This window comes from Streptosporangium sp. NPDC048047 (genome assembly GCF_040653115.1).
GTDB lineage: Bacteria > Actinomycetota > Actinomycetes > Streptosporangiales > Streptosporangiaceae > Streptosporangium.
The window spans coordinates 46,979-64,405 of sequence record NZ_JBEZNH010000031.1 but is presented as its reverse complement, the minus strand read 5'-3'; the positions used below and the strand labels follow the sequence as shown (position 1 = coordinate 64,405).

16 protein-coding genes and 1 tRNA gene are annotated in these 17,427 nt (G+C 73.3%); 11 read left to right on the top strand and 6 right to left on the bottom strand.

Annotated features, from left to right (window positions below):
* Nucleotides 1–78: 78 nt before the first annotated feature.
* The 4 genes from AB0D67_RS24535 to AB0D67_RS24520 all read left to right on the top strand — a co-directional run bounded on the left by AB0D67_RS24535 (nucleotide 79) and on the right by AB0D67_RS24520 (nucleotide 5,493).
* Entirely contained in the window at nucleotides 79–2,670 is a 2,592-nt protein-coding gene (locus tag AB0D67_RS24535) for a lantibiotic dehydratase (protein ID WP_362940091.1), read from the top strand.
* Nucleotides 2,667–3,668 carry a lantibiotic dehydratase C-terminal domain-containing protein gene (locus AB0D67_RS24530; protein WP_362940088.1) on the top strand — a complete coding sequence of 334 codons (1,002 nt, stop codon included), beginning with the start codon at nucleotides 2,667–2,669 and terminating at the stop codon, nucleotides 3,666–3,668. Before AB0D67_RS24535 ends, AB0D67_RS24530 begins: the two co-directional genes overlap by 4 nt.
* Nucleotides 3,656–4,813, top strand: a complete 1,158-nt coding sequence (locus tag AB0D67_RS24525) for a thiopeptide maturation pyridine synthase (RefSeq protein WP_362940085.1) — start codon at nucleotides 3,656–3,658, stop codon at nucleotides 4,811–4,813. The genes AB0D67_RS24530 and AB0D67_RS24525 overlap by 13 nt, the downstream gene beginning before the upstream one ends.
* A 68-nt stretch (nucleotides 4,814–4,881) precedes the next feature.
* A complete protein-coding gene (locus AB0D67_RS24520) occupies nucleotides 4,882–5,493 on the top strand; it encodes a DUF6461 domain-containing protein (RefSeq protein ID WP_362940082.1) in 612 nt (203 codons plus the stop codon).
* Between the two features lie 218 nt (nucleotides 5,494–5,711).
* Here AB0D67_RS24520 and AB0D67_RS24515 read toward each other — a convergent pair.
* A tRNA-Pro gene (locus AB0D67_RS24515) sits at nucleotides 5,712–5,788 on the bottom strand.
* 114 nt (nucleotides 5,789–5,902) lie between these two features.
* Here AB0D67_RS24515 and AB0D67_RS24510 point away from each other — a divergent pair.
* The 4 genes from AB0D67_RS24510 to AB0D67_RS24495 all read left to right on the top strand — a co-directional run bounded on the left by AB0D67_RS24510 (nucleotide 5,903) and on the right by AB0D67_RS24495 (nucleotide 8,484).
* Nucleotides 5,903–6,337, top strand: a complete 435-nt coding sequence (locus AB0D67_RS24510) for a hypothetical protein (RefSeq protein WP_362940079.1) — start codon at nucleotides 5,903–5,905, stop codon at nucleotides 6,335–6,337.
* 292 nt (nucleotides 6,338–6,629) lie between these two features.
* Complete coding sequence (locus AB0D67_RS24505) at nucleotides 6,630–7,463, top strand: hypothetical protein (RefSeq protein ID WP_362940076.1); 834 nt, start codon at nucleotides 6,630–6,632, stop codon at nucleotides 7,461–7,463.
* Between the two features lie 5 nt (nucleotides 7,464–7,468).
* Nucleotides 7,469–8,299 carry a hypothetical protein gene (locus AB0D67_RS24500; RefSeq protein ID WP_362940073.1) on the top strand — a complete coding sequence of 277 codons (831 nt, stop codon included), beginning with the start codon at nucleotides 7,469–7,471 and terminating at the stop codon, nucleotides 8,297–8,299.
* 2 nt (nucleotides 8,300–8,301) lie between these two features.
* Nucleotides 8,302–8,484, top strand: a complete 183-nt coding sequence (locus tag AB0D67_RS24495) for a hypothetical protein (protein ID WP_362940070.1) — start codon at nucleotides 8,302–8,304, stop codon at nucleotides 8,482–8,484.
* A gap of 109 nt (nucleotides 8,485–8,593) precedes the next feature.
* Here AB0D67_RS24495 and AB0D67_RS24490 read toward each other — a convergent pair whose 3' ends face one another.
* The 3 genes from AB0D67_RS24490 to AB0D67_RS24480 form a co-directional block, all read right to left on the bottom strand.
* The gene (locus AB0D67_RS24490) at nucleotides 8,594–9,949 is read right to left on the bottom strand and encodes an FAD-dependent oxidoreductase (RefSeq protein WP_362940067.1); all 1,356 of its coding nucleotides are present in this window, start codon (nucleotides 9,947–9,949) and stop codon (nucleotides 8,594–8,596) included.
* A gap of 27 nt (nucleotides 9,950–9,976) precedes the next feature.
* The gene (locus tag AB0D67_RS24485; protein WP_362940064.1) at nucleotides 9,977–10,477 is read right to left on the bottom strand and encodes an ATP-binding protein; all 501 of its coding nucleotides are present in this window, start codon (nucleotides 10,475–10,477) and stop codon (nucleotides 9,977–9,979) included.
* 75 nt (nucleotides 10,478–10,552) lie between these two features.
* Nucleotides 10,553–11,329 (bottom strand): SigB/SigF/SigG family RNA polymerase sigma factor, encoded by a 777-nt coding sequence (locus AB0D67_RS24480; RefSeq protein ID WP_362940061.1) that lies wholly within the window; start codon nucleotides 11,327–11,329, stop codon nucleotides 10,553–10,555.
* 193 nt (nucleotides 11,330–11,522) lie between these two features.
* Here AB0D67_RS24480 and AB0D67_RS24475 point away from each other — a divergent pair, with 193 nt between their 5' ends.
* Complete coding sequence (locus tag AB0D67_RS24475) at nucleotides 11,523–11,894, top strand: STAS domain-containing protein (RefSeq protein WP_362940058.1); 372 nt, start codon at nucleotides 11,523–11,525, stop codon at nucleotides 11,892–11,894.
* A gap of 30 nt (nucleotides 11,895–11,924) precedes the next feature.
* Here AB0D67_RS24475 and AB0D67_RS24470 read toward each other — a convergent pair whose 3' ends face one another.
* Complete coding sequence (locus tag AB0D67_RS24470; protein ID WP_362940055.1) at nucleotides 11,925–12,674, bottom strand: GAF and ANTAR domain-containing protein; 750 nt, start codon at nucleotides 12,672–12,674, stop codon at nucleotides 11,925–11,927.
* A gap of 123 nt (nucleotides 12,675–12,797) precedes the next feature.
* On the opposite strand from AB0D67_RS24470, the gene AB0D67_RS24465 reads away from it, so the two are divergent.
* Both AB0D67_RS24465 and AB0D67_RS24460 read left to right on the top strand, forming a co-directional pair.
* Complete coding sequence (locus tag AB0D67_RS24465) at nucleotides 12,798–14,657, top strand: SpoIIE family protein phosphatase (protein ID WP_362940052.1); 1,860 nt, start codon at nucleotides 12,798–12,800, stop codon at nucleotides 14,655–14,657.
* 242 nt (nucleotides 14,658–14,899) lie between these two features.
* A complete protein-coding gene (locus tag AB0D67_RS24460) occupies nucleotides 14,900–16,063 on the top strand; it encodes a glycosyltransferase (protein WP_362940049.1) in 1,164 nt (387 codons plus the stop codon).
* Between the two features lie 233 nt (nucleotides 16,064–16,296).
* On the opposite strand, the gene AB0D67_RS24455 is transcribed toward AB0D67_RS24460, so the two are convergent.
* Nucleotides 16,297–17,364, bottom strand: a complete 1,068-nt coding sequence (locus tag AB0D67_RS24455; protein WP_362940046.1) for a helix-turn-helix domain-containing protein — start codon at nucleotides 17,362–17,364, stop codon at nucleotides 16,297–16,299.
* Nucleotides 17,365–17,427: the final 63 nt, after the last annotated feature.

The following is a 17,427-nucleotide window of genomic DNA, read 5'->3' as shown; positions in this document are numbered from 1 at the left end:
CATGCGACACGGACTCAAGCGACGCGGGCCGCCGCCGGGGGCGGCGATCCCGTACGGCTCGCCGGTCGCGATTATGCCGTGTCCCCGATCTTCGCGGTCCGCGTCGCGGGACTGCCCCTGGCGGGCCTCGACCGGATGCGCTGCACCCGCGCCTGGGAGGTCGTGGACGACATCGCGGACACCTCGGCGTGGCTGCGGCGGGAGGGCGCCGACCTGTCCGGCCCGCTGCACGACGTGATCGGGCGGACCGCGGGCGGACCGCTCAGGGCCGGGCTCGTCGCGCTGCGGCGCGCCGTGTTCTCCGGGCGCCGCCCGTCGGCCCGGGCCGCCTCGGCCGAGGTGCTGGCCGCCCTCCCGGAGGAACTCGCCACTCGGGTCCGGGAGTGGACCGCCCGCAGGGACCGCGAGACGGCGCTGCGGGCCGCGCTGCCCGCCGTACTGGCGGAGGAGACGCGGGAGAGGACGGCCCTGCTCCGCTCGGCGGTGGCCGACCCCGGCTTCCGGCACGGGCTCGCCCTGGGCAGCCCGGTGCTGGCCGCCCGCCTCGACGCGTGGCTGGCGGGCCCGGCGGACCGCCCGCCGGACCGGCAGGAGCTGCTGCGGCTGGCCAGGTACGTCGCACGGGCGACCGTCAAGACCAGCCCGTACGCCACGTTCGCCCTCAGCGGGCTCGGCCGGTGGACGGAGCGCGGTCCCGCCGTGCGGACCGGCGGCGAGCCGTCCTGGCACGTCGTCGCCGAGCTCGACCGGGCGGTCCTGCGCCCGCTGTGGTCCGCGCTCACCCGGCACCGGGCGGTGCGCGAGCGGGCGCGGCTGCGGGTCAACCCCTCCGCCCGCGACGACGGGAGCCGCATCTGGTTCCTCGGCCCGGGCACGGACGAGCCGCTGTCCGGCGTGGCCGCCGGTCCCGATGTGCGGCGGGCCCTCGACTGGGTCCGCGGACGCGCCTTCCCCACCCTCGCGGAGGCCCCCGGGATCGAGCCCCTGGTCGACGCGGGGCTGCTGGAGCTGCTCCCGCCCTACGACGAGCAGTCGGCCGACCCGGTGGGCGACCTGGCGTCCTGGCTGGCCGGGGACGAAGCCCGCGACGGCGTCGGGGACGGCGCGGCGGGCGGCTCCGGGAACGGCGCCGAGGGCGGTGCGGCGCCGTACACGGCCGCGGTCGGGCGGATCGCCGAGACGCTGCGGGAGGCCACGGGGGAGGCGTCCGCGTCCCCGCGGCGGGAGCACGCCGTGGTGCGCGAGGCGCTGGAGGAGGTGCTGCCCCCGGAGTCGTCGCTGCCCGACAGGAACCTGCTGTGGCACAGCGCCGTGATCCCCGGCGTCGCGGCCCGGCTGGGCGCGGCCGCCTGGCGGGGGGTGTGCGACGACCTCGACACCGTACGCCGCCTGCTCGGCCTCTTCGATCCCGACCTGCCCGTCAAGATCGCCGCCACCGCGTTCTTCCTGGACCGGCACGGCCCCGGCGCCCGGATCCCCGCCCTGGACCTCTACCGCGAGATCCATTCGGGAGGCCCCGGGGCGGGCGGGGCGGTGCTGCGCGGCATGCTGCGCAACCCCGTGGCCGCCCCGCGCGCCGTGCCCGGCGAGGAGACCCCGGACGGACTGCGCGAGCTGTCGGAGCTGCGGCGGGCGTTCTGGGAGCTGGCGGACGCCGGCCCCTCGCCCGGGGAGAGGGTGGCCGGAGTCGCGCCCGCCCGCCTGGCGGCCATGGCCGCCTCGTGGCCGCGCTTCGTCCAGCCGCCCGGGTCGGTCTGCTGCTACCTGCAGGCCGTACCGGACGGTGCGGACGGCGTGCGGGCGGTCGTCAACTCGGTCTCGGCGGGGTACGGCCGGGGGCTGTCGCGGCTGCACCGGCTGGTCGCGCTGGCCGGAGGGGACGTCCCGCCCGCGGCCGGGCTGCGCGCCGGGCAGGGCGACGTGCTGGTGGCCGAGTGCCGGGGACTGGTGGGCGGCGGGCTCAACGTGCGCCCCGCGACGGCCGACCTGGCCCTGGAGCACCCCTTCGCGCACGGGGACGCCGCGCTGCCGGCCCTATCCCCCGCGGACCTCGTGGTCGGCCACGACCCCGGCCGCGACCGGCTGGCGCTGCTCGACGGGGAGGGCCGTGCGGTCCGGCCGGTCCACCTGGGGATGACCGCGCAGCACTGGCTGCCGCCGTGGCTGCAGTTCCTCGTGCGGGCGTTCGGCGAGCCGTCCACGGCGATGGTGCCCGGCTGGGTGTTCCGCACCCGGGGCGGGGTTCCGGCCGAGGGGGAGGTGGAGCGCTGGCCCCGGATGGACGTCGGGCGGGTCACGGTCGCCCGGGCGGCCTGGCGCCTGCGGGCGGACGGCTTCCCCGTGCCGGCCAAAGGCGAGGACGAGGCCGTCTACCTGCCGCGGCTGGCCGGGTGGCTGGCGCTGCACGGCGTGCCCCGCCGCTTCTTCGCGCGGGTGGTCGGGCTCGGGGAGGGTCTCCTGGTCGGGCTGCTGAGCAAGGACCGCAAGCCGATGTACGTCGACGTGACCGACCCGCTGCTGCTGACCGGGTTCCTGCGTTCGCTGCGCGACCCCGGAGCGCTGGTGGTGCTGGAGGAGGCCCTGCCCGACCCCTCCGACGCCCCCCTGTACGGCGACGGCAGGCGGGTCACCGAGTACGTCGTCCAGCTCTCGGCGGGGACGGCCCGATGACGGCGCCGCGGCCCGACGCCGGCGACCGGTGGGTCAGCGCCCACCTGTTCCACTCCGGCGACCTCGACGCCCTGGTGACCGGCGTCGTGGACCCCGTGGTGCGGGAGCTCGCGGCGGACGGGACGCTGCGCGGCCACTTCTTCCTCCGCTACTGGGAGGGCGGCCAGCACGTGCGGCTGCGCCTGGAGGTGCCCGACCCCTCGCGGGCGCCGCGCGTCCGCGGCCTCGTACGGGAGCGGGCGGCGGCCCACTTCGCCGCGCATCCCTCTCCCCCGGTCGACCCGGAGGCGTACCGCGCCTTCGCGGCGGCCGTCGCGAGGGGTGAGCGGCGCGAGCGGTACGACGACCGGCTGCGCCCGGCGGACTCGGTGGAGTTCATCGCCTACCGGCCCGAACACGCCGCCTACGGCGACGCCGCGTGCGTCGCCGCCGCGGAGCGGCACTTCACGGTGTCCAGCGCGCTCGCGCTCGACGTGCTGGCGGCCGGCACGCCGATGGAGCGGCGCGCCGCGATCTGCCTCGCCGCGCTGACCCTCGCGCTCGCGGCGTGCGAGCCCGACCTGCCCGCCGCCGCGCACGCGTTCGCCCAGGCGGCGCGGGAGACGGGCCGGCGGCCCGAGATACCCGGCGGGCAGGACGACTGGCTGCGCCGCAGGGAGGCGCTGCTCGCCCAGACACGCGGGCTGTGGGACCTTTCCGAGCCCGGGGGCCTGCTCGGCACGTGGACGTCGTCCGTGCGCGCCCTGCGCGAGGATCTCACCGCGCTGCACGCCGCGGGCAGGTGCGAGCCGTCCGACCCGGGCTCCCCGCACGCGTTCCTCGCCCTGGCGGCGCCGCCCGGACGCCGCACGGTGCCGCTGATCCTGATGCGTTGCGCCCACCTGTTCTGCAACCGGCTGGGGCTGCGCGCCGGGACCGAGCACCACGTGTCCTTCCTCCTCGCCCGTGTCCTCACCGACCTCGCCGGCGTCGCCGGCTCCCGGAGGTGGTCCCCCTGACCGGTTCACCCGCCCAAGACGCCCCCGCGACCTGGCACTGCGTCCACGTCCACTACCACGCCCCGGACAAGGACGGCCTGCTGCTCGACGCCGTACGGCCGCTGCTCGACGGGCTGCGCGGCCGGGTGGAGGCGGCGTACGTGCTGCGCCACTGGAGGCAGGGCCCCCACCTGCGGATCAACGTGAAGGCGGCGCCGCGGGTCTGGGAGGAGGTGGTGCGCCCGAGGATCGACGAGGTCGTCGGGGCCTACCTGCGGGAGCATCCCTCCACGGTCCGGCTCGACCCGGACGAGAGCCTGGCCAGGCACCGCCTGCTCGCCTTACGCGAGCAGGAGCACGGGCCGCTCACGCCGTGGCCGCCCGACAACTCCATCCGCGACGCGCCGTACGACTCCCGGCGGCACGTCCTCGGCAGCGACGAGGCGGTGGAGCTGCTCACCGCCTTCTACGCCGACAGCACGCCGCTGCTGTTCGCCATGCTCGACCACGTGCGGGCGGGTCACGACGGCAGGCAGGGTCTCGCGCTGAACCTCATGCTGACCGTCGCGCACACCTCGCACCCCATCACCCGCAGCTACCTCTCGTTCCGCATGCACGCGGAGGGGTTCATCACCTGGGCGGCCGATCCCGCGGCCACGCGGGACGCCTTCGAACGCGACTTCCGGGAGCGGCGCGAAGCCCTGACGGCGCGGGTGCGGGACGCGGTCGCCGCGCTCGACGACCCGGCGGCCCCGCCCGTCCCGTTCGTACGGGAGTGGGCCGCGCTGCTGGAGCGCTACCGCGTCCGGGCGGGCGAGCTCATGGACGACGGCCGGTTGGCCCAGCCGACGACCAGGCCGGGCGAGGCGTTCGAGGCCCGGCTCGGCGACCTGCCCGTGCCGCGGCGGGAGCCGAGCGAACTGCAGCGCCTGATCTTCGACAGCCCGGCCTACCACGAGGAGGTCTTCGCCGACCCCGCCTTCCTGCGTTACCGGGTGCTGCTCAACTACACGTACCTGCACCTCACGCGGATGGGCCTGACCCCGCTCGACAGGTTCCGGATGTGCCACCTGCTGGCGGACGCCGTCGAGGACGCCTACGGGTTGTCCGCCCTCGACGCGCTCCGCCGGTTCGCCGCCGCGCGGGAGGCCCCCGGGCAGGGGTGACCGGCTGGGGCCAGCCTTTTGTCGGTGACTACTGCGATCATGCCGCTCACTTGATCAAAGGAGTGGCGATGACAGAGACCTCTGAAGAATTCCCCTGGCTCTCCGGACACGAGGCAATGGGTGAAATCTATTGCGTGTCCTTCGTCCGGGATCTCTCCCCGGAGGAAGTCCTCCGCCGGTTCGGCGTTGACGAGAGCACCATCGAGGAGGTCACGTTCGATGAACTGGACGAACGCTCGATGGAGAGCATGATGGACGACGGGGCCGGTCACATCGGCGCCGTGAAGGTCGGTGACTGGACCCTGGTCGTCGAACCGGGAGGATGGAAGATCGCCGTGGACTCCGAGATCATGGCTCGGGTCTCGCAGGGAACCGAAGTCGTATCGGTCTGCCGTCATGACTACGCTTCGGACACTTTCGCCTACATCGTCAACGGACAGCCGGTCGTCTGGTTCGACCCGATGCTTCCGGACGCGCGGTCAGGCAACGATCCGGACCGCTTCATCAAGGAGATGCGCGAAGTCGGCCTGGACCCCGAGTACGACATCGAGAGAGAAGACACCCGCATCGACTCCCCGATAGAGCGTTCGTTCGCCTTGGCGAGCAGGATCACAGCTCTTCCCTTCTCTTCGGAGATGTTGGAGCTGCGATTCCTCGGCGCGGAACCCCTGGAGGACTGACCGGCGGTCCATACGAAGACTGACCTTTCAGCGGGCTCAGGCGCTCATGGAGTAGCGGGTCAGTGGCTCTCGCGCCTCGGGAACGTCGGCGTACGGCTTGAGCGGAGACCATGGACCGGATCTTCACGTGACGGGGGCCACGGTCACTCAGTCAGTCACCCGGAACGAAGAAAGGGTGCCTCCCTTTCGGGTGACACCCTTGCCGACCAGCTAGAACCTGGTCGGGACGACAGGATTTGAACCTGCGACCCCTTGACCCCCAGTCAAGTGCGCTACCAAGCTGCGCTACGTCCCGGTTTGTCCGGCACCCTCTCGGGCGGGACGTCATAACCTTAGCGCAGATCTGACGGACGTGCGCACACGACGGTGCCCGCCGTACGCGTGCGAACGGGTGGGAAATGAGGAGCGGGTGGGACGCAAGGCGGTGATCGACCAGCGGGAGCTGCGGAGGCTGGTCGCGGAGGGGCTGTCCAACGCGGAGCTGGCCTCCCGGTTCGGGGTGAGCGAGTCCGGGATCCTGCAGGCCAAGCGGGCGGCGGGGCTGTCCAAACCGATGCTCGACCACTCCCGCGCGATCCCGTGGAAGCTCGACCGCGCCCACGGCCAGTCCGGTCCGGCGACGAACCTGCGGAACCTGTCGTCGGTGGCGCAGGGACGGACGATCCCGGCGGAGAAGCTCAACACCGCGCTGCGCTGGGCGGACCGGCTGGTGGCGAGCGGGCTGGACATCGCCTACGAGCCGGGGCAGGGGTTCGCGGAGGTGCCCGCCGTACCGGGCGGGTCGCTCGTCGAGGGGTTGCTGGCCGAGGTCCGCGCGACGCTGGAGGGGCCGGAGGACCGTTAGCGGCGCGCCGGAGAGGCCGCGGAGCCGTTGGCGGCGACACACGGTGCGGAGGGACCGGTGACGGCCGGAGGCCGGAGGACCGTCAGCGGCGCCGCCCGGAGACCGGAGGACCGGGAGTGGCGAACCGGGAGGAAAGCCGCGGGGAACCGGTGGAATCCTCGGGCCGGACAAAGCTTCCCCGGAACTTCGCACAAAGCTTCATAGACGGTGAGTCACGGACATCTCCGAGCGGTTTCGAGGTCTGCCCCGGGGGCAGCGCACGAGAACAACCGCTACACAACCGGAGGCAGGTATGTCCACCGTGATCTGGGTGGTCGTCATCGCGGTCGCGGTGGTGGCGATCATCGCAATCGGTTATCTCATGACGCGGCAGCAGCGCCGACGCCGGCTCCGGGACCGCTTCGGCCCCGAGTACGACCGCACCCTGCGCGAGCGTGACAACCGCCAGGAGGCCGAGCAGGAGCTCCTCGCCCGCGAGCAGCGTTTCAGCTCCCTCGACATCAGGCCGCTCGACCCGGGCACGCGGGACGCCTACGCCAGGAAGTGGACCGAGGTCCAGGAGCGGTTCGTGGACGCCCCCGGGTTCGCGGTGACCGAGGCCGACCACCTGGTGACGTCCGTGATGGCTGAGCGGGGCTATCCGACCGACGACTTCGAGCAGCGGCTCTCGGACCTGTCGGTCGAGCACGGCCGCACCCTCGACCACTACCGGCAGGCCCACGAGATCAGCAACCGCGCGGCCCGCACCGAGGCGTCCACCGAGGAGCTGCGCCAGGCGATGGTGCACTACCGCGTCCTGTTCGAGGAGCTCCTCTCGACCGGGAGCCCCGACGGCGACCGTGCCGTACGGCACACCGGAACGGACCGGACCGACACGGCCCTCGACGGCCACACCGCGTCACGCAACGGAGCGGACCGGACGGACATCACCCCTGACGATCACACCGCGTCACGCACCGGGACGGACCGGACGGACGCGACCCACGACGGCCGTCCCGCGCCCCGCACCGGAGCGGACCGGACGGACATCGCCCCCGACGGCCACACCGCGTCACACAGCGGAACGGACCGGACGGACATGGACGCCGACGGCCGGACCGACCGCCACGAGACCCGGGGACGGTGACCCGAATGAACGAGAAACTCGAACGGATCAAAGACCGGCTGGTCCACGGGACCGGCGAGACCCGGGAGGAGACGACCCGGGAGGAGATCGCCCGGCACGAGACGGGGCGGCCCGTCGACGGCGCGCCCGCCGGGCCGGAGCCGGTGGACGCCCCCCCGGGCGGCGTGCTCCCCGGCGACCGGCTCGTCGCCGGCCGCCGTGAAGACCTCGCCCGCGACGGCCTGGCCGACGACGACACCGCCCCGACCGCGGTGATCACCGACCGGCCCGGTGACGCGCCCGCCTCCCGGGAGACCGCCGACCGGCCCGGGCTTCCCGACGGTGAGGCCGTACGGCACGGCCGGCCCGATGCCGCGCACGACGAGGCCGGCGCGCCCTCCCCGGTGCCCGCCGCGCACGGCGTACCCGATTCGGCGGATGCGGCGGGTGCGTCCCTTCCCGGGCACGGCACCCCCTCCCCCGCTCCTCAGGGCGCCCCTTCCGCGCCCCGGATCCCCTCCTCCGAGCGTGACGCCGGCCGCTCCCCCGCGCCCGGCAGCGGCCACTCCCCCACCGGCGGCGGCCCGCTGTTCGAGCACGACGCCGACGAGATCCGGCGGCGCTGGCAGGAGGTCCAGGTCGGTTTCGTCGACGACCCGCGCGACTCGGTCACCCGAGCCGACGCCCTCCTGGAGGAGCTCGTCGGCTCGCTGCGGACCGCCCTGGAGCGCAGGACGTCCACGCTCAGGCAGCGGTGGGACGGCGACGAGCGCGACACCGAGGATCTCCGGACCGCGCTGCGCGACTACCGGGCGACGCTGGAGCAGCTGCTGAACCTGGCGTCCGGGACGAGGTGACCATGTTCGCGATCGCCGCGGCCATCGTGTTCGTCCTCGGCCTGCTGCTCGGCCTGGCCGACGGCCGGATCGCCGGGGTCGGCGGGCCGGCCTTCCTGGTGCTGGCGCTGCTCCTCCTCGCGCTGCACCAGGCGGGTGTGGGGACGCCGGGGGAATGGGGTCAGGCCTGGCGCCGCCGGCACTGAGCGGACCCCGCGGGACCACGGAAGGGGGCGCCGTCCGCACGGACGGCGCCCCCTTCCTCTTTCACGGCTTTCACAGCCCTCTTCCGGCTCACAGCCCTCTTCCGGCGGCTCAGCGCGGGCCGGACCGGACAGCCTGTTCGAACCCCTCGCGCGGGCGGCTCACCGTGGACCGGGCGGCCCGTTCGAACTCCTCACGCGGATGGCTCAGCGCGCCGAGCGAGACGATCTCCCGCCGGAACGGGATCGCGAGGGTCCAGTCGACCAGGACGCGGACCTTCTTGTTGAAGGTCGGCACCCGGAAGAGGTGGTAGGTCCGGTGCATGAACCAGGCGGGCAGCCCATGCAGCTTGTGACCGTAGATCTGCGCGACCCCCTTGCCGAACCCCAGGCCGGCCACCGAGCCGGCGTAGGCGTGCCGGTAGGCCTTCAGCGGTCTGCCCCTGAGCGTGGCCACCACGTTGTCGGCCAGCGTGTGCGCCTGCCGTACGGCGTTCTGGGCGTTGGGGGCGCACATCTCCCCCGGCTTGGTGAGGTCGGGTACGGCGGCGCAGTCCCCGGCGGTGAAGACCTCGTCGTGGTCCTCGACGACCAGCTCCGCGCTCGCCCTGATCCTGCCCCGCTCGTCGAGCGGCAGGCCGCTGGACTGGTTGAGGGGGTTCGGCTTGACCCCCGCGGTCCAGACCAGGGTGTCGGAGTCGAGCTCGGTGCCGTCGCTGAGCACGATGCGGCCGCCCTCGGCGGACTTCATCAGCGTCTCCATCCGCGCGTCGATGCCGCGGGCGCGGAGCTCCTGCAGCGTCCAGAGTCCCATCTCGGGGCCGACCTCGGGCAGGATGCGCCCGGTGGCCTCCACCAGCATCCAGTGCATGTCGCCGCGCTGGATCGTCCGGTAGTAGCGGCAGGCGTACCGGGCCATGTCCTCCAGCTCGGCGAGCGCCTCGACGCCGGCGTATCCCCCGCCGACGAAGACGAAGGTCAGGGCCCTGTCGCGGATCTCGGGGTCGCTGGTCGACTCGGCCAGGTCGAGCTGGCCGAGGACGTGGTTGCGCAGGTGGATGGCCTCTTCCAGGCTTTTGAAGCCGATCCCGCACTCGGCGAGGCCGGGGATGGGCAGCAGCCGCGAGATCGACCCCGGCGCGTAGACGAGGATGTCGTACTCCATGACGCGGACCGGCCCGAGCTGCGGGCAGAGGTCGACGGTGCGGTTCACGGGGTCGACGCCGACCACCGTGCCGTTGACGATCGCGCACCTGTCCAGGGCCCGGCGCAGGGAGACGACGACGTGACGCGGTTCGATGTTCCCGGCCGCCGCCTCCGGCAGGAAGGGCTGGTAGGTCATGTAGGAGTCGATGTCCAGGACCGCGATCCGGGCCTCGCCGCGACGAAGCCTGCGCTGCAGACGCAGGGCGGTGTTCAGGCCGACATATCCGCCGCCGACGATCAGAATGCGGGGAGCTTCAGTCATAAACCGGCTTGTACCCGGAAAAACCTCTCAAATCGGGAAGGTCATGGTAATGAACGTTCCCGCGACCCCTGTCCTGAACTGCATGTCCGAGCTGACCATCCGGGCCACCCACAGCCCCATGCCACTGGTGGCGTGCGGACCGGGGGGCGTCTGACCGGGGGGCTCGGCGGGGAACCACCGGCCCTCGTCGTGGATCTCCACGACGAGGGCGCCACCGGTGGTCCATATCCTCAGCACGGCCTTGGCCGTGGTGTGACCGTGGGTCACGGCGTTGGTGGCGACCTCGTTCACCGCCACCAGGAAGTCGGGCAGGTTCTCCTCGCGCATCCCGCCGCGCAGCGCGTGGGCGGCGGCGAAGTCGCGCACGTCGGGCAGGTCCGGCAGGCAGAAGGCGAGCTCGGCTGCGGGGACGCCATCGGGGTGCGGCCGGGAACGGTCGTCCCCCGCCATGAAGCGAGCCGGACGAGCACCGTCCTCGTTCACGCGAGATCCGCCTCCCCTGTCCCAGCGCGCGATCGTCCTCAGCATCCGGGGATCATCAAGAAGCACCCTATGCCACACCACGCCGTCGCCGACTTGGGTGCCCGATGCGGGCCGGTGTATTCAGCATTCCGCCACCAACTCGGCGCGGAGCTGGTCGAGCACCTTCCGCAGGATACGGGAAACGTGCATCTGGGAGATACCGAACTCCGCCGCGATCTCGGCCTGGGTCATGTTACCGAAGAAGCGCAGGAGCAGGATGTTCTTCTCCCGGGCCGGCAGCTTGTCGATCAGCGGCTTGACGGCCTCGCGGTCCACGAGCGCGCCCATGGCGTCGTCCTCGTCGGGGATGACGTCGCCCAGTGCGGCCGCGTCGTCGTCGGAGCCGAGGGGGGCGTCGAGCGACAGGGCGCTGTAGGCGGCGGAGGCGTCCAGGGTCAGCAGGACGTCCTCTTCGGAGATCTTCATCTTGGCGGCCAGCTCGGCGACCGTCGGGGCGCGGCCGAGGTCCTGGCTGAGGTCGGCGACGAGCCGGTTCAGCTCGGCCCGGCGCTCCTGGTAGACGCGGGGGACCCGGATCGCCCAGGTACGGTCGCGGAAGTGGCGCTTGACCTCACCGGTCATGGTGACCACGGCGTAGCCGCGGAAGGGGTGGCCGAGGGTGGCGTCGAAGCCGTTGATGGCCTTCATGAGCCCGACGTAGGCGGCCTGGAGGAGGTCCTCCATCGGCTCGCCGCGGTAGCGGTAGCGGCGGGCGATCTCCATGGCGAGCGGCCGGTGCATCTCGACGAGGCGCTCGCGCAGACGCTCGGCGCGGTACTCGGAGATCTCGGGGGCGGACATCTCGGCGAGGAGATCCTCGGCGGTCATGTCGGTGATTTCGAGGGCCTGAACAGACATCGCTGCTCCTTGGTATAACTGCCGGGCGAAGCCATCGGCGCGGAGCAGTATCCGGGCAGACGGCATCGCCTCGACCTGTCTTCGAGGCGAGGCCCTCTGCTGGACCTCGGTTCTAGTATTACCCCGATTCCGGGAGTATTGCTCGCTCGCAGGTAACAGTAAGGTTGCTAATCGAATGTCGAGGAGGACCTGAGTGACGGTGTCGGAGAACGGCGAGAGAGCGTCAGCCCTGACTCTGACGTCGGCGCTGGCCGACGGGGTCAACGTGATCCGGGTGACGGGCCTGCTGGACGCGACGACCAGGGACCAGTTCGCCGACTATTTGGCGGCCGAGTTCGGAGAGCACGGCCCGGACATGGCGCTGGACCTGGCGGGAGTGACCTTCATGGACTCCCGGGCGCTGGGCCTGATCGTCCACCACTGGCAGCTCAGCACCGGTGCGGGCGGGAAGTTCGCGCTCATCGGGGTGGAGTACGCCAAGACCAAGGTGATGTGGATCACCGGGCTGGCCCAGCGGCTGCCGCTCTACGACACGATCGACGACGCGCTCGCCGCCTTCGGCTGAGGCCGGGCGCGGCTCCGGCCGCGCCCGGCCTCAGCCGGCCTCCTCGTGGCTCTCCTCGTGGCTCTCCTCGGGGCGGTCGCGCTGGTTGCGCTGGTGCTCGTCGACCAGCAGCCGGGCCAGGTCCACCACCTTCACCTGGTGGTGCTGGGAGATGCGGCGCAGCTCGTCGAAGGCCGCCTCGGCCGAGCACCCGCTGGACTTCATGATGATGCCCTTGGCCTGGTCGATGATCGCCCGGCCGGCCAGCGCCTCCTGCATCTGGGCGGCGTCGGTGCGGACCTCGTCGTAGTCCCACATGTTGGCCAGGGCCACGCTGACCTGCTCGGCGAGCATGTCGGCCAGCGGCGGGACGTTGCGGGCCGCGAACGCCCCGGGCCGCACGCCGTACAGGCCGAGGACGAGGACGGCGCGCTCGACGGTGATCGGCAGGGCCAGGATCGAGCGGACCCCGAAACGGACCGCCATGCCGGTGTAGGCGGGCCAGCGAGGGTCGCGCAGGACGTCCTGGACGATCACGTGGCGGCCGGTCGCCCGCGCCTCGGCGGAGGGCCCCTCCCCCAGGTCGCCCTCGCTGTCGACGAGCACGACGAGCTCGCTGTGCGAGGCCGACACCACAAGGCGTTCCTCGCGCCACAGCTCGGCGGAACCGCCCGCGCAGCCGGGCACCCCACCCGCCAGAGTCGCGGTCAGGCCGCGTAGCACGCTCTCGCTCGATGTCTCCTCGTTCACCCTGCCCAGGGCCGCGAGGTCTCGGGCGAGGACAGGTGTGACCATGTCCATGGCGCGAATTCCCTTCCCGATGTCGCTAACTTAACCACTATCCGACCGCGCATCGATTCGGCCCACCGGGTGGCGTACCGTCTACGACGAAACCCGCCTCACGGCCGCTGACGAGGACGAGCATTGACCGACGCCATTGGCCTTCAGGCCCTGGAGCACGCGCTGAACGCGCTCACGACCAGGGTCTCCTCCCTGCGTGAGGCGAGGTCCGCCTACCCCGCCGACCCCCGGTCCACACTCGACGCGGCGCTCGCCGAGCTCGACACCGCCGGGGAGCTGCTGGAGGCGTCCCTGCGCGAGCTGCGCAGGGCGCCCCGCCGTTCCGGGGAGCGGGAGAGCGGCTCGCAGCGCGAGCTGAAGCTGCTGCGGCAGGTGTTCCGCACCTTCCCGGTCCCCGTGGTGGTGCTGGACGGCTCCGGGGTGGTCCGGCGGATCAGCGCGGAGACCTCCCGGATGCTGGGCAGCCCCGCGGGTTACCTGATCGGTCGTTCCTTCCCGCTGTTCGTGGACGTCTCGCGGCGGGCGGCGTTCCGCTCGCACCTGACGGCGGTGCAGCGCGGAGCCGAGACCGCGACGTTCCAGACCCGGCTGGCCCACCAGGGCCGGGCGCACACGGTGCAGCTCGCGGTGACCCGGCTGGCGATGCCGGGCGAGCCGCAGGCGATGATCGCGATCGTGGTCCTGCCGCTGGAGACGCAGGTCTCCGGCGCGCCCGCCGGTCCGGTGGCCCGGTCGGACGCCTCGCTGATGCTGGCCGCCGCCCGCCGCCAGGAGCTGCTGGCCAGGATGACCCGCATACTGCTCGACGAGGAGAGCCTGCGCCAGCCGGTGACCGTCACCCGGGCCGCCCGGCTGCTGGCGGCCGAGGCCGCCGACTGGGTGATCGCCGACGTGGTCCGGGACGGCATGCCCCGGCGGGCCACCGTGCTCGGCCCGAGCGACAAGCCGGTGACCGAGCTGGTCCGCGTGGTCGAGGGGCTCAACCCGCTGACCGCGCCGGCCGTCGCCCACGTGCTCACCGGCGGGTCGGGCGTGGTCCACGAGATGCTGGAGGACGACACGCTGCTCGGGTCGGTCCCGGGCGGCCCGCCGCTGCTGCGGGTCATGGGCGCCGCGTCGGTGCTGATCGTGCCGATCCAGGGCGAGGCGGGCGCGCTGGGCGCGCTGACCCTGGTACGGCTGCGCGACCGCGAGCCGTTCACGCTGGCCGACCTCGGCCTGATGGAGGAGATCGGCGTCCACCTCGGGCTGGCGCTGCGGGCCCGCCGCAACTTCCAGACGCGGTTCCAGGCCGCCGAGGCGCTGCGCACCAGCGTGGTCCCCCGCGCCCTGCCGGACATCCCGGGCTTCGAGGCCGCGGCGGTCTACCACGCGGGCTCCTCCTCGGTCGGCGCGGAGTTCTACGACGCCTTCCCGGTGCGCGACGGCTGGGGCTTCGCACTGGGCGGCGCGGTGGGCAAGAGCGAGGAGGCCGCGCCGGTCACCGCCATGGTCCGCAACGGCCTGCGCGTGCTCAGCGTCTGGGAGTCCGATCCGGCCGAGGCGCTGCGCAAGATGAACCAGGCGCTGACCGCGCAGAACAGCGGCATGTTCGTGATGGCGGCGGCCGGGTTCGTCCGGGGCCGAAAGATCAAACTCGCCAGCGCCGGGCACCACCCGGCCGCGCTGCTGCAGCCCGACGGCGGGGTGCGTTTCACCGCCGGCGGCGGGGTTCCGCTCGGCATCGACCCCGAGGCGGAGATGTTCGGCGAGGAGATCACCCTCACCAGGGGCCAGACCCTGGTCTTCTACTCCGACGGACTGGTGGCCTCCCAGAACGAGCAGGGCGAGCCGTACGGCGAGGACCGCCTGGCCGACGTGCTGGCCCGGTCGACGGCGCAGGCTCCGGCCACGGTGGTCAAGGCCATCGAGGACGACCGGAACGCCTTCTCCGGCGGGCGGGTCTGGGACGAGGTCGTCATTCTGGCCCTGCGCGCGGTGTGAGCCGCTCCCGCGGGCGGTCGTCCACGGGAGCGGGCCTACCCGGCGCGGATCCCGTCCCGGCCGGCGGATCGCCTGGTCAGGAAGCCTGGCGATCCGCCCGCCGGCCCGTCCGCGGCAGGGCGGGTTTGCCTTCGCCGGATAAAGGGGTATGGTTTTTCTCATACAGATGAGTGCCTAAGACGCAGGCACCCCTGAAGGAATCACAGGCTCCCCACGCCTATACGTCCTCCCAGAGGTGTGCCATGAACATTGCATTCGTCTCCTTCGACACCGTGTCTCCTTCTCAGAGCCGGTCGGACATCGCCGCGCAGCGTGAGCACCTTCTGTCCGTCGCCCGCGAGCTCGGCCGTGACCACAAGGTCACCGTCTACTCCCGCAAGACCTCCGAGGACGACCGGGACCGCGTCCGCGTCTCCCCCGGCGTCACCCTGGAGAACCTCTCCGCCGGGCCCGCCCACGACCTTCCCGAGGACGGCCTGCTGCCTCACCTGTCGGGCCTCGGCGAGCAGCTGACGCGCCGCTGGTGCCAGGAGCGCCCCGACGTCGTCCACGCCCGCTCCTGGATCGGCGGGCTGGCCGCCATCGCCGGCGCGGACGGCCTCGACGTGCCGCTCGTGCAGAGCTTCGGCGCCCGCCGCACCCGTGACGCCAAGAAGGTCCGCGTGCAGCGCGCGATCGCCCGCCGGGCCGCCGCGGTGGTCGCCGGCTGCGGCGACGAGGAGTCCGAGATGATCCGGCTGGGCGTGCCGCGCAACGCGATCTCGGTGATCCCCTGCGGCGTCGACGTCGAGCGCTTCCGCCGCCAGGGCCCGGCCGCGGCCCGCGCCAACCGGCCGCGCCTGCTGCACGTCGGCTCGCTGGCCCCGGGCCAGGGCGCCCACACCGCGCTGCGCGCCCTGGAGGGCGTCCCGGAGGCCGAGCTGCTCATCGCGGGCGGTCCCGCCGCCGCGGAGCTGGAGCACGACGCCGAGGCGCACCGGCTGATGCTGCTGGCCAAGGAGATGCGGCTGGAGGACCGCGTCACGTTCCTCGGGCACGTGCCGCACGCCTCGGTGGCCAAGCTGATGCGCAGCGCCGACGTGGTGCTGTCGCTGCCGCGCGAGGCGGCCGGCGGCGCGGTGGCGCTGGAGTCCATGGCGTGCGGGGTTCCGGTGATCGCCTCCTCCGTGGGCGCCCACCTCGACTCCGTCGTCGACGGCGTGACCGGCCTGCTGGTGCCGGCCGACCGTCCGGCGCAGACCGCCCGGCTCGCCCGGGAGCTGCTCGCCGACCCCACCCGCCGCACCGCGCTCGGCTTCGCCGGCGCCGACCGGGCCCGCTCGCGCTACTCGTGGGAGCGGATCGCCCAGGAGTTCGCCCAGGTGTACGAGGGCCTGCTCGCCACGCGGCACGCGATGGCCGCCTAGTCCGCCGACGCCGCCGGCGGACGACCGCCGGGTCCCCTTCGGGGGACCCGAAATCCAGGGCCCTTCGGGGCCCTGTTTTTTTGCTCCTCCGCCCCCGCCCGGCCGGTCCGCTCCGTACGGCGGTCCGGTCCGCCCGGCCGGTCCCTCCGTACGGCGGTCCGCTCCGTACGGCCGGTCCCTCCGTACGGCGCCGCGGGGCTCGGAACGGGGCGGGGCTTCAGGCGGGGTGAGGCTCAGAGCAGGCGGGCCGCCTTGAGGGAGAGGTGGACCAGCAGCCGGTCCGCGCCGTCGTCGAGGTCGCGGCCGGTGAGCCGCCCGGCCTTGGCGAGCCGGTAGTAGAGCGTCTGGCGGTGCACGCCGAGCGCGGCCGCGGTCTGCTGGACGTGTCCCGCGCGGTCGAGGTACTCCTCCACCGTCCTGGCCACCTCCGGATCGCGGGCCAGCGCCACGGTCTCCTCGGCCAGCTCCCGCAGAGCCTCCCGGGGCAGGCGGGCGAGCGTCCGGTAGACCCCGAGGTCGGGCCAGGACGCGACGGGCGCGAGGCCCGGCACCCGGTCGGCCACCTTCAGCGCGCTGACGGCCTCCCGCCAGCTCCGCCACGCCTGGGCCGGCTCGCCGCGGGCGCCGCCGACCCCGGCGGCCGTGCCGTACATCGCCTGGACCCGCTGGGCGGTCTCCCGGGCCTGGCCGGCCGGGGCGAGGAGGGCGACCAGGGACTCGCCCTCGCCGATCACGCCGGGGTCGGCGAGCACGGTGCGCGGCAGGGCCCACAGCGCGGCCACCCGGTCCAGCGAGCCGCGGACGGCGATCGCCGCCACCGGGCCGGGCAGGTCGAGCCGGGACAGCGCCCAGGAGCGTTCCTCGGCGTCGGAGGAGAACAGCTCCCGCAGGTTCCCACCGAGGTCCTGGCGGCGGCGGGCCTCCTGGGCGAGTATCGCGGCGGCCCGGGCCACCAGAGGAGCCACCGACGCGAGCGCGGCGTCGCCGAGCGTGCCGTCGTCGAGCAGCCACAGGTACCCGTAGGTGACGTCGTTGTGGCGCAGCGGCACGCACACCCGGGCGAGCACGCCCAGCGCGGCGTCGGCGGGGATGCGGACCGGGCCGCGCGCCGCGGCGATGCCGTACCCCTCGAAGTAGGCCCGCACCTCGGGGGTCGCGCGGCGGCGCAGGATCGACTCCTGTCGCACCTCGTCGATGTCGCCGCTCTGGGCGCCGTAGGCGAGGAGCTGGAAGGAGCGGTCCTCCAGCGTGGCCGAAGCGCCCAGCCGGGCGGCGATCTCGTCGATGGTCTCCTGCAGCACCGTTCCATTGTCCGGCACTTTGGACAAATGTCGGAAAGCACCGCCGGATGATCGTTGCACATG